Annotated in this window: 17 protein-coding genes; 10 read left to right on the top strand and 7 right to left on the bottom strand. The window is 39.9% G+C overall.

What is annotated here, in order from left to right:
* Positions 1 to 109: 109 nt before the first annotated feature.
* Positions 110 to 955, bottom strand: coding sequence for an alpha/beta hydrolase (locus tag AAEU29_RS09405; protein ID WP_421973077.1), 846 nt, complete (start codon positions 953 to 955; stop codon positions 110 to 112).
* Between the two features lie 435 nt (positions 956 to 1390).
* Here AAEU29_RS09405 and AAEU29_RS09400 point away from each other — a divergent pair, with 435 nt between their 5' ends.
* The 3 genes from AAEU29_RS09400 to AAEU29_RS09390 all read left to right on the top strand — a co-directional run bounded on the left by AAEU29_RS09400 (position 1391) and on the right by AAEU29_RS09390 (position 2321).
* Positions 1391 to 1519, top strand: coding sequence for a hypothetical protein (locus tag AAEU29_RS09400; protein WP_421973076.1), 129 nt, complete (start codon positions 1391 to 1393; stop codon positions 1517 to 1519).
* A 501-nt stretch (positions 1520 to 2020) separates the two neighbouring features.
* Positions 2021 to 2161 carry a hypothetical protein gene (locus tag AAEU29_RS09395; protein WP_157813533.1) on the top strand — a complete coding sequence of 47 codons (141 nt, stop codon included), beginning with the start codon at positions 2021 to 2023 and terminating at the stop codon, positions 2159 to 2161.
* A 25-nt stretch (positions 2162 to 2186) separates the two neighbouring features.
* Positions 2187 to 2321, top strand: a complete 135-nt coding sequence (locus AAEU29_RS09390) for a hypothetical protein (protein ID WP_421973075.1) — start codon at positions 2187 to 2189, stop codon at positions 2319 to 2321.
* Positions 2322 to 2451: 130 nt separating this feature from the next.
* Here AAEU29_RS09390 and katG (AAEU29_RS09385) read toward each other — a convergent pair whose 3' ends face one another.
* Both katG (AAEU29_RS09385) and AAEU29_RS09380 read right to left on the bottom strand, forming a co-directional pair.
* Positions 2452 to 4611, bottom strand: a complete 2160-nt coding sequence (gene katG, locus AAEU29_RS09385; RefSeq protein ID WP_421973074.1) for a catalase/peroxidase HPI — start codon at positions 4609 to 4611, stop codon at positions 2452 to 2454.
* 353 nt (positions 4612 to 4964) lie between these two features.
* The gene (locus tag AAEU29_RS09380; protein ID WP_421973073.1) at positions 4965 to 5873 is read right to left on the bottom strand and encodes a hydrogen peroxide-inducible genes activator; all 909 of its coding nucleotides are present in this window, start codon (positions 5871 to 5873) and stop codon (positions 4965 to 4967) included.
* A gap of 330 nt (positions 5874 to 6203) precedes the next feature.
* On the opposite strand from AAEU29_RS09380, the gene katG (AAEU29_RS09375) reads away from it, so the two are divergent.
* The 3 genes from katG (AAEU29_RS09375) to AAEU29_RS09365 all read left to right on the top strand — a co-directional run bounded on the left by katG (AAEU29_RS09375) (position 6204) and on the right by AAEU29_RS09365 (position 11974).
* On the top strand, positions 6204 to 8471 hold the full coding sequence (katG, locus tag AAEU29_RS09375) for a catalase/peroxidase HPI (protein ID WP_421973072.1): 2268 nt from the start codon (positions 6204 to 6206) through the stop codon (positions 8469 to 8471).
* 187 nt (positions 8472 to 8658) lie between these two features.
* Positions 8659 to 9618, top strand: a complete 960-nt coding sequence (locus AAEU29_RS09370) for an ABC transporter substrate-binding protein (protein WP_421973071.1) — start codon at positions 8659 to 8661, stop codon at positions 9616 to 9618.
* Positions 9608 to 11974: an EAL domain-containing protein gene (locus tag AAEU29_RS09365; RefSeq protein WP_421973070.1), complete on the top strand. Its 2367-nt coding sequence runs from the start codon at positions 9608 to 9610 to the stop codon at positions 11972 to 11974. Before AAEU29_RS09370 ends, AAEU29_RS09365 begins: the two co-directional genes overlap by 11 nt.
* Positions 11975 to 12152: 178 nt before the next feature.
* On the opposite strand, the gene AAEU29_RS09360 is transcribed toward AAEU29_RS09365, so the two are convergent.
* The 3 genes from AAEU29_RS09360 to AAEU29_RS09350 all read right to left on the bottom strand — a co-directional run bounded on the left by AAEU29_RS09360 (position 12153) and on the right by AAEU29_RS09350 (position 14662).
* Entirely contained in the window at positions 12153 to 12683 is a 531-nt protein-coding gene (locus AAEU29_RS09360; protein WP_421973069.1) for a CIA30 family protein, read from the bottom strand.
* Positions 12684 to 12788: 105 nt separating this feature from the next.
* On the bottom strand, positions 12789 to 13580 hold the full coding sequence (locus AAEU29_RS09355) for an amidohydrolase (protein WP_421973068.1): 792 nt from the start codon (positions 13578 to 13580) through the stop codon (positions 12789 to 12791).
* A complete protein-coding gene (locus AAEU29_RS09350; protein ID WP_421973338.1) occupies positions 13568 to 14662 on the bottom strand; it encodes a methionine aminotransferase in 1095 nt (364 codons plus the stop codon). Before AAEU29_RS09350 ends, AAEU29_RS09355 begins: the two co-directional genes overlap by 13 nt.
* A gap of 154 nt (positions 14663 to 14816) precedes the next feature.
* Here AAEU29_RS09350 and AAEU29_RS09345 point away from each other — a divergent pair, with 154 nt between their 5' ends.
* The 3 genes from AAEU29_RS09345 to AAEU29_RS09335 are packed head-to-tail and all read left to right on the top strand — an operon-like array spanning position 14817 to position 16653.
* Entirely contained in the window at positions 14817 to 15431 is a 615-nt protein-coding gene (locus AAEU29_RS09345; RefSeq protein WP_421973067.1) for a methylthioribulose 1-phosphate dehydratase, read from the top strand.
* A complete protein-coding gene (mtnC, locus tag AAEU29_RS09340; protein WP_421973066.1) occupies positions 15428 to 16114 on the top strand; it encodes an acireductone synthase in 687 nt (228 codons plus the stop codon). Before AAEU29_RS09345 ends, mtnC begins: the two co-directional genes overlap by 4 nt.
* On the top strand, positions 16111 to 16653 hold the full coding sequence (locus tag AAEU29_RS09335) for a 1,2-dihydroxy-3-keto-5-methylthiopentene dioxygenase (protein WP_421973065.1): 543 nt from the start codon (positions 16111 to 16113) through the stop codon (positions 16651 to 16653). The genes mtnC and AAEU29_RS09335 overlap by 4 nt, the downstream gene beginning before the upstream one ends.
* A gap of 40 nt (positions 16654 to 16693) precedes the next feature.
* On the opposite strand, the gene mtnA is transcribed toward AAEU29_RS09335, so the two are convergent.
* Entirely contained in the window at positions 16694 to 17716 is a 1023-nt protein-coding gene (gene mtnA / locus AAEU29_RS09330; RefSeq protein WP_421973064.1) for an S-methyl-5-thioribose-1-phosphate isomerase, read from the bottom strand.
* A gap of 121 nt (positions 17717 to 17837) precedes the next feature.
* On the opposite strand from mtnA, the gene mtnK reads away from it, so the two are divergent.
* On the top strand, positions 17838 to 19040 hold the full coding sequence (gene mtnK, locus AAEU29_RS09325) for an S-methyl-5-thioribose kinase (RefSeq protein ID WP_421973063.1): 1203 nt from the start codon (positions 17838 to 17840) through the stop codon (positions 19038 to 19040).
* Positions 19041 to 19141 lie beyond the last annotated feature (101 nt).

The following is a 19141-nucleotide window of genomic DNA, read 5'->3' as shown; positions in this document are numbered from 1 at the left end:
CTAAACATCATTTAAATTCCAGTGCAACGAAATTTCAAACATTCTCGGAAACCTGCCTGTTGGGCTCATTATCAATTACAATCGCTTGGAAGTTATAATAAATCAATGCTTAGAGGCTGGAAATAAAGCTGCTATAAGCCATTTGAACCTTTTTATTGTCAAACATTTGGCCATGATTTGCTTCTTCAGCAATCACTAACTGTTTAATTTCACTATTGCTCGCATCAAAAAGCTTTTGCGATAATACAGCTGGTGTTTGTGTGTCTTTGCCACCACCGATGACAAGTAGTGGGCCGCTATAGTCCTCACTAACAACTTGACGGTTATCAACGCTATAAAAAGCATCATCAACCTCAACGTTAACAAATACTTTTGAATACCAAGGCATTGCTTCATCAATCCAATCATCGACATTAGTGGCCGAACCTTGCATTACCAAGCCATCAATAGGCTTATTCTTCGCAACTTGTGCAGCAACAAAACTGCCTAACGAGTAACCATGAACAATTACTTTGTCGGCTTTTAGTGTGTTTTTAGTATAATCTAAGCTTAAATTAGCATCACTTATCAGGTTAGCAATCGTTGCTTTGCCGTCACTCGCACCTAAACCTCGACGATCGAATATCACTATATCACTGCCATATTCAGCCAATTCAACCAGTGCTTTTTTAGCTGCTTTTTCAACACTCATGCCATTGCCCGGAATATATAAAATGGTATTGCTTGTACTGGGGTGATCAAGGTGTAAGCCATTGAGTGTTAGTGCTTCATTATCCGCTTGCATGCTGATTTGAATCACTTGATGATTAGGTGTGCGTTTATCTAAATCAGCAATTAAAGACTGAGTATAAAATTCAACTTTGTCATCTTGTTGAATAAAACGGGATTCTTTTATCGTAGCGGTGCAACCACCTAACACCAGTGCAACTGCCATTGTAATTATTGTTTTTTTCATGGTTTATCCTTTTGCATGTTTTCATACTAGGAACTAGCCAAATAAAAAAAGTTCAATATTTTCTGCTTGTTAGCTAATTTGGAATTAGCTATAAACATTTAAAGGTTATTCAATATTCAATCCCATTTATCAGATTAGTTTGAATACACCGTTATGATTTAATTAGACATCAGGTTATCTAAAAATATCATTCGTTAAATCAAAACGATGGCCATTAAATCTTTTCTAAGATGACAAAACTTCACTATTGTTATTGCTCAATAGCTAAATTAACCTGAACTCAGGTTAAATTAAAAAGATTAAGGATGTTAGGTTACAAAACATACAAAATCGTGTACAAAATATTTGTGATACTTAGAACGTATTGACCTATACACTCTAATAAATACTAAAACTTGTAACACTACATTTTTAATTAAAATAAGGAATGTAATCATGAGCGATAAACTAGAACAAACAGAAGAAAATAAAAAATCGACCATAGTTAAAGCAACGCTAATTGGCTTTTTTGTTGGTGTGGGATTTATGCTAACAGCCGTGTTTGTAAACTTTGCAATGCGTTAGTAAACAAAAACAATCAAAGCAACGTCACGCCGCATAAAGATAAAACAATACTGGCTTTCACTGTCTCAGCAGTACACTCTAAATTGACAGCGCAATTATAAAACTCAACAAGGTGCTTTAGAGCACCTTTTTATTGTGACTTACCTTTTTAAAAAGTAACGCAACACAGCAATTCTCACTAATTTCAAAATCACTTATCACTTATCACTTATCACTTCATAAAACCAAATATCACCTCAAATCGCCAAACATCACAAAGCAGCAGAATCCTCATCCCAATTGCCTATTATTTAACTCAAGTAACACGCTTTACTCAAACTTATACCAATTCTGTTAAGTATGTGATCAGGGATAGCGCTGGATAAATGAAATGGTAACAAGGCGGAATTTTTCTTATGTAGTTGTTCTACATTGATAAATTCTAACGCAGTTAGCATGATATTTAGTCCGCTAGAATGATCAGCTACTTAAGTGGATTGGTATTAACTAGGAAATTGAACAATGAATACATCAAACGCAATCGAAATTTTAATGGCAGCTGGTTTAACAACATTTGTAGTAGCAGGCCTTGTAACTGCAGGTATGACAACTGCAATTATGGCTGGTGCAGCAATTGGCGGCACATACATGTTAACTAAATAATTCTGAAATAGTTGGGAGATAAAAAATGAACAACGTATTTGATATTTTAATGACGACAGCACTTACTGCTTTTGTGGTAGTTGGTTTAGTAACAGCAGGAATGACAGCAGCAATTGTAACGGGTGTAGCCGTAGGTGGTAGCTACTTATTATTTGAGTAAGAGAGATTACCCAACAATTTAAGGAAATATGCCTATGACAAAAACCAAAAAGCTAATTTATATATTCAGAAAACAGTTAAAATAGCCTTTCTATCAATTAAATAGAAAGGCTTTTTTATTAGGCGAAATGCTAGTTTGCTAAATCAAAGCGATCGGCATTCATTACCTTATTCCATGCCGCAACAAAGTCATCTACAAACTTCTGACCATTATCATCTTGCGCATACACTTCTGCATAAGCACGCAAAATTGAGTTTGAGCCAAATACCAAATCAACGCGCGTAGCTTGCCAAGCATCTTCTTTAGTCGCTCTGTCACGCAGTACGTATTGATTATCGCCTGTTGGCTGCCACTCATAACGCATATCTGTTAGATTGACAAAAAAGTCCGTAGTAAGTTGCCCTATGCGGTCGGTAAACACACCTGCTTGAGAACCAGCATAATTACAGCCTAATACCCGTAAACCGCCCACCAATACCGTCATTTCTGGTGCTGTTAATCCGAGTAGTTGAGCACGTTCCAGTAATAACTCTTCTGGGCTTGCTGCAAATGTTTGCTGCTGCCAATTTCTAAAACCATCATGTACAGGCTCTAAATAAGCAAACGAATCTACTTCAGTCATCTCTTTAGAAGCATCGCCCCGCCCTTTGTTAAAGGCTATGTTTGCTGTAAAACCGGCTGCACTTGCCGCTTGCTCGATTGCAACATTACCCGCAAGCACAATCACATCAGCAACGCTTACATTATGTTCATCTGATATTGCTTGATACACACTTAGCACCTTCGCAAGCTTTTCAGGCTCATTGCCTTGCCAATTATTTGCTGGCGCCAAGCGAATATGTGCACCATTTGCACCGCCCCGCTTATCAGAATGGCGGAAAGTACGCGCGCTGTCCCACGCTGTTGTTACCATTTCAGCAATCGATAACCCACTAGCAGCAATTGCAGCTTTAACCGCTTGTTCATCATACGCCGTATTACCAACTGGAATAGGATCTTGCCATGTTAAATCTTCTTTTGGCACATCTGGGCCGATATAACAGGCTTTGGGCCCCATATCACGGTGTGTTAATTTAAACCATGCACGTGCAAACACCTCAGAAAAATAAGCTGGGTCGTTATAGAATCGCTCTGAAATTTTGCGATATTCTGGATCAACCTTCATCGCCATATCAGCATCGGTCATAATGGGATTATTGCGTTTACCGTTGCCATCAACCGCGAGCGGCTTATCTTCTTCTTTAATAGCGACAGGTTCCCATTGCCATGCACCTGCTGGGCTCTTTTTAAGTTCCCACTCATGGTTGAGTAGCAACTCGAAATAGCCGTTATCCCACTGAGTAGGGTTGGTTGTCCACGCACCTTCAAGGCCACTGGTTATTGTGTGAGCTCCCAAACCATTACCGTCTTGATGATTCCAACCAAGGCCTTGTTCATTTATATCCGCCGCCTCTGGTTCAGGGCCAAGTTTCGCGGCATCGCCATTACCATGACATTTACCTACGGTATGACCACCTGCAGTAAGTGCTACTGTTTCTTCATCATTCATCGCCATGCGGGCAAAGGTTTCACGTACATCATGGGCGGTTTTTTGTGGGTCTGGCTTACCATCAACCCCTTCTGGGTTAACATAAATTAAGCCCATCATTACTGCGGCTAATGGATTTTCTAGGTCGCGCTCACCTGAGTAACGACTGTTGTCATTTTCTGATGGAGCAAGCCACTCTTTTTCTGCGCCCCAGTAGGTATCTTTTTCTGGATGCCAAATGTCTTCGCGGCCAAACGCAAAGCCATAAGTTTTAAGTCCCATCGACTCATAAGCAATGGTGCCAGCATAGGCAATTAAATCCGCCCAGCTTAACTTGTTACCGTACTTTTTCTTGATTGGCCAAAGTAAACGACGCGCTTTGTCGAGGTTGGTATTATCTGGCCATGAATTAAGCGGTGAAAAACGCAAATTACCTGTGCCTGCACCACCGCGACCATCGGCAACGCGATAACTGCCCGCGGCATGCCATGTCATGCGGATCATTAAACCACCATAATGGCCCCAATCGGCAGGCCACCAATCTTGGCTGTCAGTCATAAGTGCGGTTAAGTCTGCTTTCAGCGCTGCAAAATCAAGCTGTTTTAATTGCTCACGGTAATCATAGTCGCTACCAAGTGGATTAGTTTTAGAATCGTGCTGATGCAAAATATCGAGATTGAGGGTGTTAGGCCACCAATCTGTGTTCGATTTTCCGGTTTGTGTAATACTTCCTGATGTAAATGGGCATTTACTTGATGACATCGCGCATCTCCTTAATTAGATGTGACTGGTTCATGAAGGTATTTTTTAAAATTAATTCAGTTCCACACATTAACTATGTATGAAAGATAACAAATACACATGCTGCTAATTACCTACGAGATAATGCTAGGCAAGAATGTAGGGGATCATTCTTAATTGAAGTAATCGAACCACACATACTTCGATTAAATGCATTGATAGTGATTTATTTTGTTATATCTATTAATAACTAAAACCTTTTTGCGTAAGTAAGTTACCTACGCTCATTTAGTTATACAGGATCAATCGTGTTTTTGCAGTGTCGAAGGTAAATAACCAAAAATATTTCTGTAAAGTGCACATCACACTTTGTTTTAACCACAATAACACTTGTCTTTTAATTCATGCTCAAATAACTGCTGCAATAACACAATATCGTTAGTTCTGACATAATTAGGACGCACCACCAGTGCAATTGTGCGATGTGGCCCTGGTTCATTTAAATGAACGGCTGTGAGTTCACCTTCATTTTTTACAAGTTGATCAAGTGCCATATGCGGCACTAACGTTGTGCCTAATTTACCTGCAACCATTTGAATTAAAGTATGTAAACTGGCTGAATCCAGCTGATTTTCGTTATTGGTATTTTCTAATTTACATGCAGCCAAAGCATGCTCTTTTAAACAATGCCCATCTTTTAAAAGCATTAATTTGTCTAAATCAAACTCATTGGTGGTGATTTCACTTAAATTAAGTGCACATTCGTCTTTGTGACTGACCCAGTAAAAATCTTCTTGCCAAAAGTTAAATGCCATTAAACCGTCAATATCATATGGAAGTGCCAATATAGCGGCATCGAGTTCGCCTTCGCGTAGCTTTTCTACTAATACATGCGATTGATCTTCAACAATTTTAAGTTTGAAGTCGCTATACTCAGTGCGCACTTTGGGTAATACTTTTGGCAGTAAAAAAGGGCCAATTGTCGGAATAACGCCAATCGTCATTGGGCTTGCAAGCGGTGCTTTATTTGATTTTGCTAACAGTGTTAACTCGTCCACTTCAAGTTTGATGCGTTTGGCTTTTTCAAGAATTAACTTGCCTTCATCGGTAATAAACACATGTTTATTGTTGCGCTCAAAAATAGCCACACCTAATTGCTTTTCAAGCTCATGAACCGCTGTGCTGAGCGTTGATTGCGAAACATGGCAATTATCTGCGGCCTTTTTAAAATGCAGCGTTTTTTCAACGGCTAAGGCATAGTGAAGTTGTTTCAGTGAAATCATTATAATTCTTATAAATCGAATGTTTTTTAAATAATAATCAATTTATATGAAATAGCTATACAGCAACTCCCGCAAGTAACACCACGAACTCCATAAAACAATAAAAAATAATTTAATAACAAGTGTTTAAGCTTAAATTCAAAAATACCGATGGTGATCATATGTTTTTTTGATTAGCGTTTTAACAGCCAATATGGCATGGAAAATGTCGATATAACAACAATCTAAAAAAACGAATATCAACTTAGTTATTATCAAATTTAGTTATTTAAATTCCCTTCTATACTTAGCTGCGTTAATACACCCATAAATCATAAGGGGAATTCAAAAATGAAATCCGTTCAGATATTAAAATACACTTCTATTGCAGCTGTTGTAGCACTATCTTTAGGCGCAACATCTGCATTTGCTAAAGACACGATGAGCAAGCCAAAAGGCGCGATTGGCATGGGTAAAGTGATGCCTAACCAAGCAAAATCAAACCTATTTTGGTGGCCAAACCAACTCGATTTAACGCCACTTCGCGATCACGATGCACGCTCAAATCCGCTAGGTGAAGACTTTAATTATAAAAAAGCGTTCACACAGCTTGATATGGATGCGCTTAAAAAAGACATCGATTCGGTGCTTACTGACTCACAAGAATGGTGGCCTGCCGATTGGGGTAACTATGGCCCATTTTTTATTCGTATGACTTGGCATGCCGCGGGCACTTACCGTACGCTTGATGGTCGTGGTGGCGCGGGCGGCGGTCAACAACGCTTCAACCCATTAAACAGCTGGCCAGATAACGGTAACCTAGATAAAGCACGTCGCTTACTGTGGCCTGTTAAACAAAAATACGGTGAGCTTATCTCTTGGGGTGACTTAATTGTACTTGCAGGTAACGTAGCGCTAGAAAACATGGGTTTTAAAACTTACGGTTTTGCAGCAGGTCGTGATGATGACTGGGAACCTGATATGGTTTATTGGGGACCAGAAGTTGAAATGTTAGCAAGCGATCGTCGCGATAGCGACGGTAAATTAAAGCGCCCACTGGCTGCTGTTCATATGGGCTTAATTTACGTCAACCCTGAGGGGCCGGGTGGCGTACCTGATCCACTTGGTTCGGCAAAAAACATTCGCGAATCATTTGCGCGCATGGCAATGAACGACGAAGAAACGCTTGCACTTATCGCAGGTGGTCACACCTTTGGTAAAATGCACGGCGCTCACAAAGCGAATAAATGTTTAGAGAAAGAACCGGGTGCAGCGCCAATTGAGCAACAAGGATTTGGCTGGAAAAACAAATGCGGTAAAGGCCATTCAGAAGACACAGTTACAAGTGGTTTAGAAGGTGCGTGGACACAAGCGCCAACTAAGTGGACATCTCTATACCTATCAAACTTACTAAATTTTGAGTGGAAACAATCTCGCAGCCCTGCTGGTGCGATTATTTGGGTACCTACCGATGAGTCGTTACATAAATCAGTTCCGGATGCGCACGTTAAAGGTAAGTTCAACCCGCCTGTGATGAATACGGCAGATTTGGCGTTAAAATTTGACCCAGAATACCGCAAAATTGCAGAGCGCTTCTTAGCTGATCCTGAAGAATACCGCCTTGCATTTGCTAAAGCGTGGTTTAAATTAACGCACCGCGATATGGGACCACTTGATAATTACCTAGGTGACGAATATCCAAAACAAGCACATATTTGGCAAGATCCTATCGACAAGCCAGATTACAAGCTAGTAAGTGACAAAGACGTTAAAAAGCTAAAAGCACAAATTTTAGATTCAGGTCTTTCAATTTCAGAGCTAGTAGCAACAGCATGGGCGTCTGCATCAAGCTACCGTGATTCTGATATGCGCGGTGGTGCAAATGGTGCACGTATCGCACTTGCACCGCAAAAAGATTGGCAAGTAAATAACCCAGCACAAACTGCAAAAGTAATTGCAAAACTAACTGAAATTAAAGATGAATTTAACGGCCGTACTTTTGGTCGCAGCAAAATTTCACTTGCAGATATGATAGTTCTTGGCGGCGCGGCAGCAGTTGAAAAAGCAGCTAAAAATGCAGGTGTTAAAGTAAGCGTACCATTTGTTGCAGGACGTGGTGATGCAACCCAAGCACAAACTGATGTAAATTCATTTTCGTTACTCAAACCAAGTGCTGACGGTTTTAGAAACTACTATGAAAACGGTTATTACAAATCACCAACTGATGCTTTAGTAGATAAAGCAGATCAGCTTGCTCTGACTGTGCCTGAAATGACGGTATTAGTGGGTGGTATGCGCGTGCTAAATACCAATACAGATGGCTCAAGCAACGGTGTATTTACAGATAAGAAAGACACTTTAACCAATGACTTTTTTGTCAACTTACTTGATATGTCCACTCAGTGGCAAAAAGCTGGCGATGTGTACCAAGGTAAAGATCGTAAAACTGGCGCTGTAAAATACACAGCAACACCGGTTGATTTAATCTTCGGTTCATCATCAGAATTACGTGCTGTTGCTGAAGTATATGCGTTTGATAATTCAAAAGAGCGTTTTGTAAACGACTTTGTTAAAGCATGGACTAAAGTGATGCAACTTGACCGTTTTGATATTAAATAACGAGTGAAGCTACACTAAACCAAAGGCGCAGTTTGCGCCTTTTTTTATTTCTGAAATAACTTTCATCAAAAACACCGCTCAAGCAATGCTGCAAAACAATCGCTTTCGTCACAATAAATATTCTCCAATACTGCAAAATTACTATTTGTGACTAAACTCATAGAAATCAGTATATAAATTGATCACAATGAGACGGTTAACACTTTTATTATTCACTTTGATCTTCTTAACATCCTGCCATGAGCAAAATACACCTACATTGCGTATAGGTACAAATATTTGGCCAGGCTACGAGCCATTTTATATCACCCGCCAAAAATACCCCGATGTGATGAAGCACATTAAATTAATAGAGTATCGCAATGCATCGCAGGTACTCAATGGCATCATTAATGAGTCCATAGACGTGGCAGCAGTCACATTAGATGAGGCTGTTAAAATAAAAGCGCTCGGTTTTGATATTGTGGTTATTTGGGTAGTCGATTATTCCAATGGTGCAGATACCTTAATGGCAAAACCCAGCATTACCCATGCACAAGACCTAAAAGGCAAGCGAGTAGGCGCTGAAATGTCCGCTTTAGGCTTGTATTTTTTGTCTCGTTATTTAGAGCTAAATTCGCTTAGCATGGATGACATTACTTTGATCAATTTAGAAGCAAACCGCCATGTACAAGCCTATAAAAATAACGAAATAGACGCTGTATTCACCTTTGATCCTAGTAGCAGCAAACTGCTTGATGCTGGCGCAATACAATTGTTTGATAGTAGCCAAATCCCAGGTGAAATCGTTGATGTTTTGATTACAAATAAAAAAACTCTGTCAGCAGATAAAAAATCTCATTTACTATCTTTTTTAAAAATGAATAATCAAACAGTTAAACATATCGTGGGTGATATCACCCCTTATATAAATTCATTAAATCAACGCCTTAATTTAAGCGAGCAACAATTAAAAGATACCTTTAGCAAGATTACCCTATTGTACGACCAAGCTGTAATGGATTGGCTTGAAAATACCGAAAAGCAAGCGCTGTTAATTAAAAGCTATAACACGGTTTTATTAGAACAAGGCAAGATAGATAAGCCATGTCACTGCAATAACTTAATTAACCCACACATCGCAAAGCAGGTGTTTAATGAAAATTAAACCTTGGGCGTTTATTCTAATTGGCAGTGCAATTTCATTTGCCTTAATTGTACTTTTCTTTTTAACCGTTGTAGAAAAAGTTGCCATTAAAAACATTGTTGAAAAAGAACAAGCTTTGCTTGAGCATCAGGCTGAGCTAATGGCATCGAATCTCAGCCATGGTGACATTGAACAGGTAAAAAATTGGGCCACATTAACCGCCGAATTAAAAGATTATAAATCCGCCTATGTGGTATCAAATGACCGAACTATTGTTGCTTCAAATACGATTGCTGAAGAGGATAAACCCTTACTTGAAATAGATACCATTGCATTTAATTTTTTAAATACCGACGCTAATTATTTACTAGCTAATGACTTACTCTTGATATCTGCCCCCGTACTTGAAAAAGGTAACAAAAAATCATCTCATTTCTTAATTATTCAAAAGTATATTTACCCAGAGCTACATAATTTTTCATTGCAAGTACAATATACTGCGCTTATTTCAACAATTATTTTCTTGGTTTTTTCAACCGCTTATATTGTCATGATGCGCACTGGGTATATTCAACGAATAAAGCTCTTTTGCGCCGCAATTACACGTTTTAATGACGGCAACACAGAAGCACGAGTAAAAGAAGAAAAGGACATTTTTTACACCCTCGCCTGTACATTAAATGACTCTTTTGCATTTAACGAACACCTTAACGAATTGCTTCACGAAAAAGACAACTTAGCCAATTTGATAAGTGATTTAACGCCCGATGCCATTATTGAAACAAATGAACAAGGCACAATTACCAATGTTAATCAGAGCGGTTTAGCACTATTTGGCTACGACACAAAAGAAGAGCTGAAAGGTCGAAATATCGCCATTTTTATCCCTATAAAATACCAAAAATCGCATCACGAAGCGTTTGTAAAATCACAAAAGTTAGAGTCTGTATTAAAGAAAATTCGTAATGTGGAAGCGATGCGAAGGGATGGGTCGGTATTTCCTGTAGAAATTATTATCTCTCGATACGAAACAGCCAAAGATAACCATTTTTTAGCCTTTATCAGAGACAGAAGTAAAGCACATGCAGATAAAAAAGCAATTGAACACTTAGCTTATCATGACCAACTCACCGGCTTATTAAACCCCAATGGCATTAAACAACAACTTAAAAATGCGCACTTTCCAATGCAAATGACGGTGATTGAGCTGCTGTATTTGCGAGACATTAATGATATTCATGGCCATCATATTGGTGATGGCTACTTGCAAAGCTTTAGCGCTGCATGTAAAGAAATTGAATTAGAAAATGCGTTAATTGCCCGCCTTGGCACATCAAAATTTTTAATCTGCCACAACGCTGGCGGTAAAGAAGAAATTAAACAAATGCGCAGCCTAATAAATAAAGAGCTGATTATTGAAAACATGGTGTTAAAAACCAAGTTTAATCGCTGTGTTAGTTCGCTTAGTTCAATTGATCATTTTGATTCAATTGTCGAGCAATGTGAGTTATCCCTTCGCAGTGCAGATGGCGAAGTAAATAAAGTGGTAAATATTAACCCTGAATTTCATAAAAATATGAAACGGGAAACCACACTTAAAAGAGAACTGATCAGTGCACTTGAAAATGATGGGCTGTATTTTCAATATCAACCAAAGTTTGATGCAAATTCGTTAAAAGTAAAATCAGCCGAAGCCTTAATTCGCTGGACTCTCAACTCAGAATTTATCTCCCCAGGAGAGTTTATCCCTATTGCTGAAAAAAAAGGGCTAATGCCTATCGTCGACAGATATGTGATTCACAACGTGTGCAAGCAAATTCGCGAATGGATAACCCTTGGCAAACCGATAGTACCTATTTCAATTAACTTATCTGCTCGCCATTTATTTGAACAAACCACTATCGCTTATATTTTTGAAAAAGTGGGTGAATTTGATATTCCTCATAATTATCTTGAAATTGAAGTTACAGAATATGGCTTAATAAAAGATTACAAGAAAACCGCAATTAATATGATGCGATTAGAACAAGCGGGTATCGAAGTGGCGATTGATGATTACGGCACCGGTAACGCTAATTTAGAAACCGTATTATCGCTACCAATCAAACATCTTAAAATTGACCAAAGCTTTATTAAACTCGGTATGAAAACTGAAAAAGGTAAAGTCGTGCTTGAAAACATCTTCTCATTAGCAAAATCGTTAAAAGTAAAAACAACTGCTGAAGGTGTCGAAAATCAAGAGCAACTCGATTATGTAAAAGAAGCACAGTGTGATGATATTCAAGGCTATTTATTATCTAAACCACTATTAATTAAAGATTTTGAAGAGTTAATTAAAGATCCTGCTAAATCAACAGCAACCGTTTTACAGCGATAGAATTAAAAGCTTTGTTTAGAATTCAAAAAAAGCCCACAAAGAAGGTTTGTGGGCAAAATTGTTTTAAAAATTAAAACAATAGGGGAAAGCCTAAACAAATCCAAGGAGAACAATTTATTTAGGTTGCAAGAATTGTACAAAAAACAAACTGAACAAAATGTTAACCACTAACTTTTTCTTAAACTTTGTATTGCAACTTAATTTGCGTTACTTGCAAATTAAAATTACCTGATTGCTTGCCACTAATCATAAAACCAACCGAGCGCACATCGTCAAAGCGAAGTTGATAGTCCGAATGAAATTGCCTACCGCGAAACATTAAAACAAAGTCTTGCTCTGTTAAATTAAAGCTATGCTCTTTACCTGCTTCGGTTTTAAAGTGATAAACAAACGCAGGGCCGTCGTAATGACCATCTACCCGCAGACGCAGCTGGTATTGTTTGCCATCACCCACAACCTTAAAGCTGAGTAAATCTGTATTGGTATTTTCAAACGAAATAGGCGCTCGAAATGATGCAAAACCGCCATTGTTGGCAAGTGATACCTCACCCGTAAAGGTTAAGTTGTTATCACCAACAATAACTCGGCTGCTGGAAACGCCTCCCATTACTGAGTCGTTTATCACCATCCATTCAAGTTGGTTAAGATTTATATTAGCATGAGCGTTTGCTGCCATAACAAACAAACCAGTTGCAAGAGACGATTTCATTAAACACCTAAGCTGTTTTGAGCTATTAAGTTATTACGTGTAAAACAGCTTTTAGGTTTAATAAAACAAACATTACCTAGCGAGAAGTAACCAAGCTAAATTTGTCTATTTGATATTAGGCAGTGTAAATTGGTCCGCATCAAGATAGGCTGGAAACTTTTCTTTAAACTCTGTTAACGCCGATTTCGTCAATTCAACTGTGATTACTTCTGCATGGTTATCCTCGGCGACTACGAGCGTTTCACCCGTAAAATCATAGGCAGCAGTACCGCCATTATGCGCAACACCATTGCCATCATCGCCGAAACGATTGGCAGCAAGCACATAACATTGATTTTCAATTGCTCTAGCTTGCAGTAAGGTATCCCAAATACGACGACGTGCAGCAGGCCAGTTTGCCACATTAACCATCACATCATAATCGTTGCGACTTCGTTGAAATACTGGAAAACGTAGGTCGTAGCATACCTGTGGCAACAACCTAAACCCATTGATACTAATGATTTTTCGCTCAACACCGGCAGTTACAAAATCACCTTCGTTGCCTAAACAAAACAGATGGCGTTTATCGTAAAATTCTACCGTGCCATTTGGCCAACACCAGTAAAAGCGATTCGCTTTTTTACCTTGCTGACTCACTAGCACCGAACCCGCCACCACCGCATTTAAGCGTTTTGCTTGGGCCAACATCCAATTTAAAATTGGCCCTTGCTTTGGCTCTGCCACATCTAAATTAATGGCAAAACCTGTAGCAAAAGTTTCAGGCAGTAAAATTAAATCAACCGAACCTAGATTGCTCAGTTGTTCGCTTAAGGTGTTTAAATTTTTAGTAACGTCAAGCCATGCAATATCACTTTGCACTAAGGCGACTTTTAAGCTGTTATTTATAGCTGGCATAACTTCTCCGCAGCAGCGATTAAAGTGGCGTCTTCCTTTGCAAAACATAAACGAATCACACGATCGCCAGGGGCATTTTCATAAAATACGCTAAGCGGAATAGCAGCAACACCCACTTCTTTTACTAAATATTCGCAAAATGCCACATCATCTAACTCTGAGATGGCGGAGTAATCAAGCAGTAAAAAATAGGTACCTTCACTTGGTAACAGTGTAAAACGACTATCTGCTAATGCATTAGTTAACACATCGCGCTTGTGCTGATAAAACGCGCTTAATTCATCAACATGGTTTGGCTGCTCTTTAAGCATATCGGCTAATGCCAGTTGCGCAGGTGTAAAACTAGAAAACGTTACATACTGGTGAATTTTACGGAACTCCACCATCAACTTTTCAGGGGCAACACAGTAACCCATTTTCCACCCTGTGCAGTGGAAGGTTTTACCAAAACTCGAAATTACAAAACTGCGGGCAAAAAGTGCGTCATCGCCAAGCGCACTTAAATGCGTGGCACCATCAAAGCAAATATGCTCGTAAACTTCATCGCTGATGAGGTACAGATCATGCTGTTCAAGCAGTAGCTTTAACGCATTAATGTCTGTTTGTTTTAGCGTTTTAGTACTTGGGTTATGTGGCGAATTAATAATAATCGCTTTGGTTTTATCGGTAATTGCGTTAGCGACCTGCTGCCAATCTATTTGGTAGTTTGGCGCTGTTAGCGCGATATGAACCGCTTTACCACCGGCAAGTTCAATCGCTGGCTGGTAAGAATCATACGCAGGGTCAAACACAATCACTTCATCATTTGGGCTTACAAGTGCTTGAATTGCGACATAAAGCGCCTCTGTTGCACCTGATGTAACGGTTACCGATGCCTCTGGTGAAATAGTTAAAGCATATTTACGCAATACCAAATCGGCAATTTGCTGTTGTAATACGGGTACACCACTGGATGGCGAATATTGGTTAAACCCTTGTGCACTGTAAAAGTTAAGTTTGCTTTTTAGCGCTTCAGGCGTATCAAACTCAGGAAAACCTTGTGATAAATTAAGCGCTTGGTGCTCATTTGCCAATGCGGTCATTTGCGAAAAAATACTGACGCCTAAATTTGGTAATTTACTTTGCACACGATACCTCTAATCTTGATGGTGCTTTGACAAAAGCGATGCTATCATTGCCCAAAACGGATGTATAGCCGTCTAAATGTTTTTAATTTATATTTTCGAGTAACCTATTATGCATAATGATGCCGCAAAAAGTGCATTGATTGAAGCGGGTCGTTGGGTCAGCGATAAAGGCTGGGTACCGGCAACTGGTGGTAATTTTTCAATTAAAACAGACACGGGATTTGTTGTGACCGCAAGTGGCCATGATAAAGGATATCTTGCCCCTGAACACTTTTTAGAGCTCGATCAGCAAGGCGCAATTTGCAAAGGTCAAGGAAAGCCATCTGCCGAAACATCACTTCATTTAAAATTGTACCAACTTCAGCCAACCACTGAATGTGTATTACATACCCACTCTGTGGCCGCGACTGTGTTATCGCGTTTTATAAAAGGTGATACCTTGGCAATTCATGGCTATGAAATGCAAAAGTCATTACGCGGTATCACCAGTCATGAAAGTACACTTACTATTGCCATTTTTGATAATGACCAAGATATTGACCGCTTGGCAGAGCTTGTTGCAAAACGCCACCAACAAGAGCCAGTGATTCACGGTGTGCTTATTCGCGGTCATGGTTTATATGCTATGGGCAACAGTGTGGCTGAAACACGTCGCCACATTGAAGGGTTGGAGTTTTTATTCGCATGCGAGCTTGAGCGCATTAAGTTGGAGTCATCACTATGATTAAAGCCATCATTACCGACATTGAAGGCACAATTACCCGCATTTCATTTGTAAAAGATATTTTATTTCCGTATGCGGCAAAACATATTGCTGCGTTTGTTGAAGAAAACCAAAGCGATGCCACGGTAAAAACGCAAATTGATGCAGTAAAAGCGGAAATTGCTAAGCCAGATGCCAGTCTTACTGAGGTCATAGATGCGCTGCAACATTGGATTGCAACGGATCAAAAAATTACCCCACTTAAACAACTGCAAGGACTAATCTGGCAAACGGGTTATCAACAAGGTGATTTCACAGGTCATATTTACCCAGACGCCTATGCCTTTTTAAACCAGCAAAAAGACGCGGGCATGAGCCTTTTTGTTTATTCGTCTGGCTCGGTAAAAGCACAGCATTTGTTGTTTGAACATTCTGACTATGGTGATATTCGCCCACTGTTCAGCGATTATTTTGATACTCATGTTGGCGGTAAAAAAGACGCAAGTTCGTACACCAATATTCTAGAAAAGATTGGTTTTGCTGGCTCTGAGGTGTTGTTTTTAAGCGACATCGTTGAAGAGCTTGATGCCGCTAAAAGTGCGGGCATGCACACCTTGCAGTTATGGCGTGATAACCAAGAAAAAAGCGACCAACACCCAGCAATTGACGATTTCAACCAATTTGATGAAGCATTATTTGTATGAGCAAACTAACTATTTACCGTCACGACGATGCAGTAAGCGCGCTGCTACAGAGCGAAAACTTTACTGAAATTCAGCAACAACTTAATCAAGTAGGTGTGGTATTTGAGAACTGGCAAGCAGCATTTGAAATTGACGCAAGCCACAGTTCAGATGATATTTTAAACGCCTATGACGCCGATATTAAACGTGTGCAGCACGACGGCGGCTACCAAACGGTGGATGTTATTTCACTCGCTAAAGGTAATCCAGCGGCAGCTGAATTAAGACAGAAGTTTCTATTTGAGCATACGCATAGCGAAGACGAAGTACGCTTTTTTGTCAAAGGCCAAGGTTTATTCTGCCTGCATTTAGACGATAAAGTGTATCAAGTGCTTTGCCAGCAAGGTGATTTAATTTCAGTGCCGGCTAACACTAAGCATTGGTTTGATATGGGCAGCGATCCTGAGTTTACCGCAATTCGTTTTTTCAATAACGAAGCGGGTTGGGTGGCACAAAGCACCGAAAGCAACATTGCCAATGAGTTTCCAATCTTGGATTAGAAAAAATTAAAAAGAGCACCGAATGGTGCTCTTTTTATATTTAGAGCTCTTTTAACGCGCCGTCTTTTACTTGCTGCAAATTGTAAACGCCCGTATCAAGTACCCAACCCGTCACCAGCTGTGCTGGCGTTACATCAAAGGCAGGGTTAAATACCTTGGCATTGTTTGGTGCCCATTGGCACTCACCAAAGCTACCACTGACACCTTTTACTTCAGCATCAGCACGCTCTTCAATTGGGATATGTTGGCCACTTTCACAGTCAATATCTAAGGTGGTGATTGGCGCAACCACATAAAACTCTACATTATGAAAATGTGCCAGCACAGCTAAATTATAGGTACCAACTTTATTGGCGAAATCACCATTAGCTGCAATGCGATCTGCACCCACAAAAATCTTATCTACTTTACCCGCAGCCATTAAACTTGCGGCCATATTGTCACAAATAAGGGTGTACGGAATTTGCCAACTTTCAAGCTCAAATGCCGTTAAACGACCGCCTTGCAGTAATGGGCGTGTTTCATCCACCCAAACATGAATATCACCGTATTTTTGATGGGCGTGGTGTATTACACCCAGTGCCGTACCCACCCCTGCTGTTGCTAATGCACCCGTATTGCAGTGAGTTAAAATATTATCACCTGGTTTTACAAGCGCTGCACCTAGGCTTGCCATGGATTCACACAGCGCAATATCTTCATTAAATAGCTGCTCGGCAGTTGCTACCAAAACATCAACAAAATTGTCTTGAGCTAATGCTTGGCGCATACGTTTCATGCAATGCATTAAATTAACCGCGGTTGGACGCGTTGCCTCTAAATCATTTATTGCTTCGGCAAGTTGGCTATGAGATACACCTTGCTCTGCTAAATGGGCAACTAGCAGGGTTGCAGCTAAACCAATTAGCGGCGCCCCACGCACTTTTAATGTCAAAATCAATTCTTGCATCTCAGCCACACTGTTACACACATGCCAATGCTGCTGATGTGGTAAAAGGTACTGATCTAAAACGAATAACTGTCCGCCTTGATATTTAAGACTGCGCGCGAGCAAATTTTGCATGCTGTGAAACTCCAAACTATTAACGCGCTCATTTTACACTAAGACACAAAGAAGTATAGACATCTAAACATTCATCAGTATAGAATTCCGTAATTATCTGTATTTTTGAATAGCGAACACCATGGCTGACTATATTGCTTTTGATAATGAGCGTGCACTTAACTATGTTGCACAGTTAAACGAATTTTTTGCCCCAAATGCACAATTAACTTGTAATGAGTTTGGTGATGGCAATCTCAATTTAGTCTTTCGCATTGCTGATGAAAACGGTAACAGCATTATTTTAAAGCAGGCATTACCTTATGCCCGTTGTGTTGGTGAGTCGTGGCCTTTAACCCTTGATAGAGCGCGAATTGAAGCGGCGGTACTTGAAAAACATGGTGCGGTGTGCGAACCGTATACCGCAAAAGTGCTGCACAAAAACACCGAACTTGCAGTAACCATTTTGGAAGATTTAGGCCATATGGCGATTTTGCGTGGCGAACTAAACCAGGCAAAAACCTTTCCAAATTTAGGCAGCCAACTTGCAAACTACCTGGCAACCACCAGCTTCTATTACTCAGATTTTTACTTAACACCTGCAGAAAAGAAAGCCTTGGTCATTGAGTTCACAAACCCTGAGCTGTGCGCCATCACTGAAGACTTATTCTTTGATGATCCGTACCGCACCTCTCTGCGCAATAACTACCCGGCGACACTTGAAGGTGAGGTAGAGAAGCTTCAGCAAAACACCGAACTTCACATTAAAGTGGCTAAATTAAAGCAGCTATTTTTATCGTCGCCACAAAGCTTATTACACGGTGATGTGCATTCAGGTAGTATTTTTGTTGATGCGCAATCAACTAAGGTGATCGACCCTGAGTTTGGTTTTTTTGGCCCAATTGGTTTTGATTTAGGCTCGTTCATTGGTAACTTTTTACTTAATTATTGTGCGCAAAATGCCCGTATTAGTGAAATTCCAAAACGCCGCCAAATGCAAACCTACTTGCTGACGACGATTCAGCAAGTGATCAACGAATTTGCAGAAACGTGGCTGTCACTTGCTAAAGAGCAAACCCGTGATTTATCGCTTCAGGCACCAGGCTATGCAGAGTATTTTGTAAACCAAATCATTAAAGATGCACTTGGTTTTGCCGGCACTGAGCTTGTTCGCCGCACCATTGGCCTTGCCCATGTGTCAGATATTGATGGTATTGAAGATGATGCTGCACGACTGCAAGTACAGCAGCAAACATTAATCCTGGGTGAGCAACTTATTTTACATGCCGAGACCGCTCACGATAAAGAATCTGCATTTAATCTGATCATTAGCCTAGTTCAGTAAAAATCAGCCCAATAAATTTCAGCCTAAAAAGCCAGTAACCGTGTTACTGGCTTTTTTCTAAAGTGCTTTAGTTGATGTTTCTTCCCGCATTAGTGCTCATC

The organism is Pseudoalteromonas aquimarina (genome assembly GCF_049257255.1).
Taxonomy (GTDB): Bacteria; Pseudomonadota; Gammaproteobacteria; order Enterobacterales; family Alteromonadaceae; genus Pseudoalteromonas.
The sequence above is the reverse complement of the archived record's forward strand: the minus strand, read 5'-3'. Positions and strand labels throughout refer to the sequence as shown.

What these genes read in the sequence shown, in the direction of transcription:
- AAEU29_RS09405 (WP_421973077.1), bottom strand. Translation starts at nt 955, where the DNA reads ATGAAAAAAACAATAATTACAATGGCAGTTGCACTGGTGTTAGGTGGT.
- AAEU29_RS09400 (WP_421973076.1), top strand. Translation starts at nt 1,391, where the DNA reads ATGAGCGATAAACTAGAACAAACAGAAGAAAATAAAAAATCGACCATA.
- AAEU29_RS09395 (WP_157813533.1), top strand. Translation starts at nt 2,021, where the DNA reads ATGAATACATCAAACGCAATCGAAATTTTAATGGCAGCTGGTTTAACA.
- AAEU29_RS09390 (WP_421973075.1), top strand. Translation starts at nt 2,187, where the DNA reads ATGAACAACGTATTTGATATTTTAATGACGACAGCACTTACTGCTTTT.
- katG (WP_421973074.1), bottom strand. Translation starts at nt 4,611, where the DNA reads ATGTCATCAAGTAAATGCCCATTTACATCAGGAAGTATTACACAAACC.
- AAEU29_RS09380 (WP_421973073.1), bottom strand. Translation starts at nt 5,873, where the DNA reads ATGATTTCACTGAAACAACTTCACTATGCCTTAGCCGTTGAAAAAACG.
- katG (WP_421973072.1), top strand. Translation starts at nt 6,204, where the DNA reads ATGAAATCCGTTCAGATATTAAAATACACTTCTATTGCAGCTGTTGTA.
- AAEU29_RS09370 (WP_421973071.1), top strand. Translation starts at nt 8,659, where the DNA reads ATGAGACGGTTAACACTTTTATTATTCACTTTGATCTTCTTAACATCC.
- AAEU29_RS09365 (WP_421973070.1), top strand. Translation starts at nt 9,608, where the DNA reads ATGAAAATTAAACCTTGGGCGTTTATTCTAATTGGCAGTGCAATTTCA.
- AAEU29_RS09360 (WP_421973069.1), bottom strand. Translation starts at nt 12,683, where the DNA reads ATGAAATCGTCTCTTGCAACTGGTTTGTTTGTTATGGCAGCAAACGCT.
- AAEU29_RS09355 (WP_421973068.1), bottom strand. Translation starts at nt 13,580, where the DNA reads ATGCCAGCTATAAATAACAGCTTAAAAGTCGCCTTAGTGCAAAGTGAT.
- AAEU29_RS09350 (WP_421973338.1), bottom strand. Translation starts at nt 14,662, where the DNA reads ATGACCGCATTGGCAAATGAGCACCAAGCGCTTAATTTATCACAAGGT.
- AAEU29_RS09345 (WP_421973067.1), top strand. Translation starts at nt 14,817, where the DNA reads ATGCATAATGATGCCGCAAAAAGTGCATTGATTGAAGCGGGTCGTTGG.
- mtnC (WP_421973066.1), top strand. Translation starts at nt 15,428, where the DNA reads ATGATTAAAGCCATCATTACCGACATTGAAGGCACAATTACCCGCATT.
- AAEU29_RS09335 (WP_421973065.1), top strand. Translation starts at nt 16,111, where the DNA reads ATGAGCAAACTAACTATTTACCGTCACGACGATGCAGTAAGCGCGCTG.
- mtnA (WP_421973064.1), bottom strand. Translation starts at nt 17,716, where the DNA reads ATGCAAAATTTGCTCGCGCGCAGTCTTAAATATCAAGGCGGACAGTTA.
- mtnK (WP_421973063.1), top strand. Translation starts at nt 17,838, where the DNA reads ATGGCTGACTATATTGCTTTTGATAATGAGCGTGCACTTAACTATGTT.